The sequence below is a fragment of the Rhizobium sp. PDO1-076 genome, assembly GCF_000247475.1.
Classification (GTDB): domain Bacteria; phylum Pseudomonadota; class Alphaproteobacteria; order Rhizobiales; family Rhizobiaceae; genus Allorhizobium.
Map to the genome: position 1 here is coordinate 1 of NZ_AHZC01000087.1, position 7,190 is coordinate 7,190.

Here is a 7,190-nt window from a genome sequence, read left to right on the forward strand (position 1 = left end):
TGGCGATCGCGGTCGTCACTTCCAGCTTGCGGGCGGCGCTGCCCGAAGAGGAGAAGGCGGTGACGGACGAGACCGAGGCCTTGGCGGGGGACGCGCTGGCGGCTCCCTTCGGCTCGGCCGACATCGGCTGGTTGGAGACGAGCGTCGGCTTGTATCCGCGGGTCAGACCCTTGGAAACGACGTCGGCCTTGCCTTCCTTGACGCCACGGCCAAGCGCCGTGGTCGAGAAGTCGGACGTGTCGACATGGGCCAGATCGCTGCGGCCGATATAGGAGATCGCCAGTTCCCGGAAGACATAGTCGAGGATCGAGGTCGCATTCTTGATCGCGTCGTTGCCGGTGACCATGCCGGCCGGCTCGAACTTGGTGAAGGTAAAGGCGTCGACATATTCCTCGAGCGGCACGCCATATTGCAGGCCGAGCGAGACGGAGATGGCGAAGTTGTTGATGAAGGCGCGCAGAGCCGAGCCTTCCTTGTTCATGTCAAGGAAGATTTCGCCGAGGCGGCCGTCGTCATATTCGCCGGTGCGCAGGAAGATGGTGTGACCGCCGATCTTGGCCTTCTGGGTATAACCCTTGCGGCGGGCCGGCAGCTTTTCCTGTTCGCGCACGACACGCTCGACGATCCGCTCGACGATGCGTTCGGTGATGGTCACGGCCTGGGCGGCCTGCGGCTGGGCCAGCAGTTCCTCGACACCGTCCTCGTCGTCCTCGTCCTCGATCAGCGAGGCGTTGAGCGGCTGGGAGAGCTTCGAGCCGTCGCGGTAGAGCGCATTGGCCTTCAGCGCCAGCTTCCAGGACAGCATGTAGGCGGCGCCGCAATCTTCGACGGTCGCTTCGTTCGGCATGTTGATCGTCTTGGAGATCGCGCCCGAGATGAACGGCTGGGCGGCCGCCATCATGCGGATATGGCTTTCGACCGAGAGATAACGCTTGCCGATCTTGCCGCACGGATTGGCGCAATCGAAGACGGCCAGGTGTTCGGCCTTCAGGAAGGGCGCGCCTTCGAGCGTCATCGCACCGCAGACATGGATGTTTGCTGCCTCGATGTCCTTCTTCGAGAAGCCCATGTGGTCGAGCAGGTTGAAGCTCATGTCGGCGAGCTGCTCGTCGGAGACCTTCAGCGTGTCTTTCAGGAAGTCGACGCCGAGCGTCCACTGGTTGAAGACGAACTTGATGTCGAAGGCGGCCTTCAGCGCGCCGTTGACGGCTTCGATCTTCTCATCGGTGAAACCGCGGGCCTTGAGCGTCGAGGGATTGATGCCCGGTGCCTGGTTCAGGTTGCCATGGCCGACGGCATAGGCGTCGATCTCGGCGATCTGGCTTTCCGAGTAGCCGAGCGTGCGCAGCGCTTCCGGAACGGCGGCGTTGATGATCTTGAAGTAACCGCCACCGGCGAGCTTCTTGAACTTGACCAGCGCGAAGTCGGGCTCGATGCCGGTCGTGTCGCAGTCCATGACGAGACCGATCGTGCCGGTCGGCGCGATGACGGAAACCTGGGCATTGCGGTAGCCGTGCTTCTCGCCGAGGGCCAAAGCCTTGTCCCAGGCCGCGGTTGCATGGGCGATCAGGGCCGGATCGGTGCATTCGGCGTGGATCAGTGCGACCGGATCGACCGACAGGCCTTCATAACCGGTGGTCTCGCCGTAAGCGGCGCGGCGATGGTTGCGGATGACGCGCAGCATGTTCTCGCGGTTCGGCTTGTAGCCCGGGAAGGGGCCGAGTTCCGAGGCGATTTCGGCAGACGTCGCATAGGAGACGCCGGTCATGATCGCGGTCAGAGCACCGCAGAGAGCGCGGCCTTCGTCGCTGTCGTAAGGAATGCCGGACGACATCAGGAAGCCGCCGATATTGGCATAGCCGAGGCCGAGCGTGCGGTATTCGTAGGAGCGTTCGGCAATCTGGCGCGACGGGAACTGCGCCATCATCACGGAGACTTCAAGCACCACGGTCCACAGGCGCACGGCATGTTCGTAGTCGCCGATGTTGATGGTCTTGGTCTTCGCATCCTTGAACTGCAGGAGGTTCAGGGAAGCCAGGTTGCAGGCCGTGTCGTCGAGGAACATGTATTCCGAGCACGGGTTGGATGCGCGGATCGGGCCGGCAGCCGGGCAGGTGTGCCAGTCGTTCATCGTCGTGTTGAAATGCAGGCCCGGATCGGCCGATGCCCAGGCGGCGTAGGAGATCTTTTCCCACAGGTCGCGCGCCTTCAGCGTCTTCATCACGCGGCCGTCCTTGCGGGCGGTCAGGTTCCAGTCGCCGTCGCTTTCGACGGAGCGCAGGAAGTCGTCCTTCAGCGAGACGGAGTTGTTCGAGTTCTGGCCGGAGACGGTCAGGTAGGCTTCCGAATCCCAGTCGGTGTCATAGGTCTTGAACTCGAGATCCTTGTAGCCCTGCTGGGCGAACTGGATGACGCGCTTGACGTAGTTTTCCGGAACCTGGTCCTTCTTGGCAGCCTTGATCTCGCGCTTCAGGGCCGGGTTCTTGTTCGGGTCGAAGCAGTCGCCGTTGTCGGCTTCGCAATTGACGCAGGCCTTCATGATCGCCTTGAGGTGACGGGCGACGATCTTCGAGCCGGTGACGAGGGCTGCAACCTTCTGCTCTTCCTTCACCTTCCAGTCGATATAGGCTTCGATATCCGGATGGTCGATGTCGACCACGACCATCTTCGCCGCACGACGCGTCGTGCCGCCCGACTTGATCGCGCCGGCAGCCCGGTCGCCGATCTTCAGGAAGGACATGAGGCCGGACGAGCGGCCACCGCCGGACAGCTTTTCGCCTTCGCCGCGCAGATAGGAGAAGTTCGAGCCGGTGCCGGAACCATACTTGAAGAGACGGGCTTCGCGAACCCACAGGTCCATGATGCCGCCTTCGTTGACGAGGTCGTCCTCGACGGACTGGATGAAGCAGGCATGCGGCTGCGGATGCTCGTAGGACGACTTCGACTTGGTGAGCTTAGCCGTGAACGGGTCGACGTAGAAATGGCCCTGGCCGGGGCCGTCGATGCCATAGGCCCAGTGCAGGCCGGTGTTGAACCACTGCGGCGAATTCGGTGCGACGCGCTGGGTGGCGAGCATATAGGCGAGCTCGTCCTTGAAGGTCAGGGCATCGTCTTCCGAGGTGAAATACTTGCCCTTCCAGCCCCAATAGGCCCAGGTGCCGGCCAGGCGATCGAAGACCTGGCGGGCATCGGTTTCCGAGCCGTAGCGTTCGTTTTCGGGAAGCGAGGCGAGCGCCTTCTCGTCGGCGACGGAACGCCAGAGGAAAGACGGAACGTCGTTTTCCTCGACCTTTTTCAGGAACTTCGGCACGCCGGCCTTGCGGAAATACTTCTGTGCCAGGATGTCGGCAGCCACCTGGCTGAACTGGTTCGGGACGTCGATATCGGCAAGACGAAATACGATTGAGCCGTCGGGATTCTTGATTTCGCTGATGGCCTTGCGAAACTCGATCTCCGCATAAGGAGATTGGCCCGGTTTGGTAAAGCGGCGTTCAATGCGCATCTGCCTGTGTCCCTCGATCTGGAAGCGCCGTTTGGCGCGAAAAAGCCCGCCCGGCTTCGCGTCCAAAGCGCGCAGCCGGTTGTTTGTTCATCTCGTCAGGTGAGTCATCCGGAGATGGTCAGTCCTGTATATAGTGTTGATGGTGGCTGCAAACACTAAATATAGTATTAACAGTTTCTTTCCGCCAGCCCCAATCCCCTGTTGCGCGGAGAAAAATCGCACAATTTTCCCACCGGGGAGGACGTCGTTAAAACGCCATTCCACCGTGCCGAAAACGCGTGACAATGTGTGATGAAACCCGGCCTCGTTCATGCCCGGTTCGTCGCCGCCGCAACAGGGGTCATTAACATCGAGAGCACTGATTCCGTCAAGGGGTGGGCTATGAACGAAATATTAACGCTAGATATTGTGGTGGAGGGTGTGGATAACGGGGGAAATTACGAAGTCACGGGAATATCAAGGCTTTCTGGAGCGCCGGAATCGGCGCGATCCCATGGCCTGCCGTGTCAAGCAGCCGAACCTATATTTTTTAGGTGTCATTTTGGCACTGTGGATGGTGGATGCCGGCAGTGCCGCGCCGGCCCGTTTCCTGTGACATGGCGGCGGCTGCGATCACGCTGCGGCGTGTGCATCGCAACAAGATTCCCACAGTTTTCTGCCAATCAACGAAATTGAAAGGTCTCAATCATACAAATTGCCGCATGTGTGTGGAATGACGTCCATGCGTTGGCCCGTGTATGGCCGCTCTCCAGGATGGAGGGTTTGGAACGGAGTCGTCTCACCCATGAATATTAGCAATCTCTCCATTTTGAAAAAGGTCACCTTGGTCGTCGTCCTGATGGGCGTCGCCGCGGCTGCGATTGCCGCTGTGGGTGCGCAGGGTCTCGGTTCGCTTGGCGCGTCGCTGAAGGATACCGGCGCCCGCGAGGAAGTGGCGCGTGAAGCCATGGACCTGCGCGTCGATATTATCGCCATCAGCCGCATGACCTACCAGCTGGCGCTGGCGCCGGAGAAGGCCGCCGATTTCCAGGCTGAAACCGAAAAGCGTTCGGGCGAAATGCTCGCCCGCCTGCCGAAGATCGCCTCGACCGCCGATGCCAACGAGACCAAGCTGCTGGACGGCATCCGCACCACGCTCGACAGCTACTTCAACCAGATCCGCGCCATGGTCGCCGTTGCCGGTTCCGACGCCGGCAAGGATCCGGCGGTGATGAAGGCCGAGCTCGGCAAGGCGCTGGACGCCCAGAAGATCGTCACCGCCGCCGTCAAGGAATACTCGACCTATTCGGCCACCACGCTTGCCACATCGCGCGCCGATGCGCTTGCCGCCTCGACCCAGACCATGCTGGTGCTGATGGCAACCGCCGCCGTCTGTATCGTCGCCGGCGTTGCCGTCTCGTTCCTGCTCGCCCGCCGCGGCATCGTCAACCCGATCCGCAGCCTGACCGGCATCATGTCCGACATGGCCGCTGGCAAGCTCGGCGAAACCATTCCCGGCACCGACCGCAAGGACGAGATCGGCGAAATGGCCCGTGCGCTGGAAGTCTTCCGCGCCAACGAGCAGCAGATGCGTGCCATGGAAGCCCAGGAAGCCGCCCTTCATGCCCAGAGCAAGGACCTGCAATCCTCGATCAGCGGCATTGTCGCGGCTGCTGCCGCCGGTGACTTCTCCAAGCGTATCGCCAAGTCCTATGACGATGCCGACCTGAAGCGCTTCGCCGACAGCGTCAACGAACTGGTCGAAAGCGTCGATCTCGGCGTCACCGAAGTCCGCCGCGTGATTGCGGCCCTGTCGGAAGCCGACCTGACTCACGACATGCAGGGCAATTTCCAGGGCGCCTTCGCCGAACTGCAGACCAACGTCAACCAGACGATGGCAACGCTGCGCGGCACGATGCAGAACATCCGCCAGGCCGCCGGCACGATCACCGACAATTCCGGTGAGCTGTCTTCGTCCGCCAACCAGCTCGCCCGCCGCACCGAGCAGCAAGCAGCCTCGCTGGAAGAAACAGCCGCAGCACTCGAGGAAATCACTACCACGGTCAAGACCTCGACCGAGCGTGCGCATGAAGCGACCCAGATGGTGCGCGAAACCAAGGACAGCGCCGGCAAGTCGGGCGATATCGTGCGCAACGCCATCGACGCCATGGGCCGCATCGAGCAGTCTTCGCAGAAGATCAGCCAGATCATCTCGGTGATCGACGAGATCGCCTTCCAGACCAACCTGCTGGCGCTCAACGCCGGCGTCGAGGCGGCACGTGCCGGTGAAGCCGGTCGTGGTTTCGCCGTCGTCGCCCAGGAAGTCCGCGAACTGGCCCAGCGTTCGGCAAACGCTGCCAAGGAGATCAAGACCCTGATCAATACCTCGGCTGTGGAAGTGAAGGGCGGCGTGTCGCTCGTTCTGTCCACCGGCGAGGCGCTGAAGGAGATCGAAGGACTGGTCAACCGTGTCAACGACCACGTCACCTCGATTGCCCGTGCAGCCCAGGAACAGTCGCTGGCCCTCGGCGAGATCAACACCTCGGTCAACCACATGGACCAGATGACCCAGCAGAACGCAGCCATGGTCGAAGAAACCACGGCCGCCAGCCAGGTTCTCGCCGGCGAAGCCCGCCAGTTGCAGGCGCAGCTGCAGCGCTTCCAGCTGGAAGCCGGCACATCGGTTGGCACGCAGTATCGCAGCGCTGCCTGATCCATCAGGGGTCGACAGAACGATCAAGGGCGCCGCAGCGATGCGGCGCCTTTTGCATTTGTGTAAAAGGACGGGCTATGTTGCACACACCGTGCTGGCGTCTTTGCCCCATGGTAAAGCTACGTCCGCGTGAGGCGGGATAGCGTTCCGGTGAAGGAGTGGCAGGATCATGCATCTGTTGTTGTTGGGCGCGAGCGGACTTGTCGGCAGCCATGTTCTGAAGCTGGCGCTTGCCGATCCGCGCGTCACCTCCGTGACGGCCCCGACGCGCCGACCCCTGCCGCAACACCCGCGTCTTTCCGCGCCGATCCTCGATTTCGACAATCTGCCTCAGGATCCAGCCGTCTGGGCAGCGGACGCCGTCATCTGCGCCCTCGGCACAACACTGAAAGTGGCGGGTTCGCGCGAGCGATTTTACCGCATTGACCACGACTATACGGTCGAGATCGCCAGGCTGGCAAAGGCGGGCGGCGCAAAAAGCTTTGTCCTCAATTCGGCGAAAGGCGCCGACGTGAAGTCGGCAATCTTCTATAGCCGCGTCAAGGGCGAGACGGAAAAGGATGTCGTGGCGCTGGGTTTTGAGCGCACGGTGCTGGTCCGTCCCGGCCTGATCGACGGACCTCGGCCCGAGCCGCGTCCAGCCGAACAGTTTTTCGGCTCGCTGCTGCGGCTGCTGAAACCGGTCCTGCCTCGATCACTACAGGCAAATCGGCCGGAGACGATCGCGCGGGTCATGCTCGATCAGGCGTTTTCGACGGTGCCGGGCGTGACCGACATATCGTCCGATGCCTTGGTGTAACGGACGTAGACCGGAATTGTCGTCGAATCAGGACTGCCCCGTCAGAGTTCCCCACCGACATCGTAAGGCGTGGCGATCGCAACCCTCGATGGGGCGATCCTGAAATCGGCGGGCAACATGCGGTGATAGGCGAGCACCATCTGGCAGGCGCTGCGGGCGTCCTGGCGCAGGTCGTGATGGATGACGAAGGTCAGGTC

Annotated in this window: 3 protein-coding genes; 2 read left to right on the forward strand and 1 reads right to left on the reverse strand. The window is 61.8% G+C overall.

From position 1 onward, the window contains the following. Nucleotides 1-3,502, reverse strand: a 3,502-nt coding sequence (locus PDO_RS06695; RefSeq protein ID WP_007599579.1) for a vitamin B12-dependent ribonucleotide reductase, incomplete at its 3' end; no start/stop codon positions are given. 784 nt (nucleotides 3,503-4,286) lie between these two features. On the opposite strand from PDO_RS06695, the gene PDO_RS06705 reads away from it, so the two are divergent. After that, entirely contained in the window at nucleotides 4,287-6,194 is a 1,908-nt protein-coding gene (locus tag PDO_RS06705) for a methyl-accepting chemotaxis protein (RefSeq protein WP_007599581.1), read from the forward strand. A gap of 169 nt (nucleotides 6,195-6,363) precedes the next feature. Beyond that, a complete protein-coding gene (locus tag PDO_RS06710; protein WP_007599582.1) occupies nucleotides 6,364-6,993 on the forward strand; it encodes an NAD(P)H-binding protein in 630 nt (209 codons plus the stop codon). Nucleotides 6,994-7,190 lie beyond the last annotated feature (197 nt).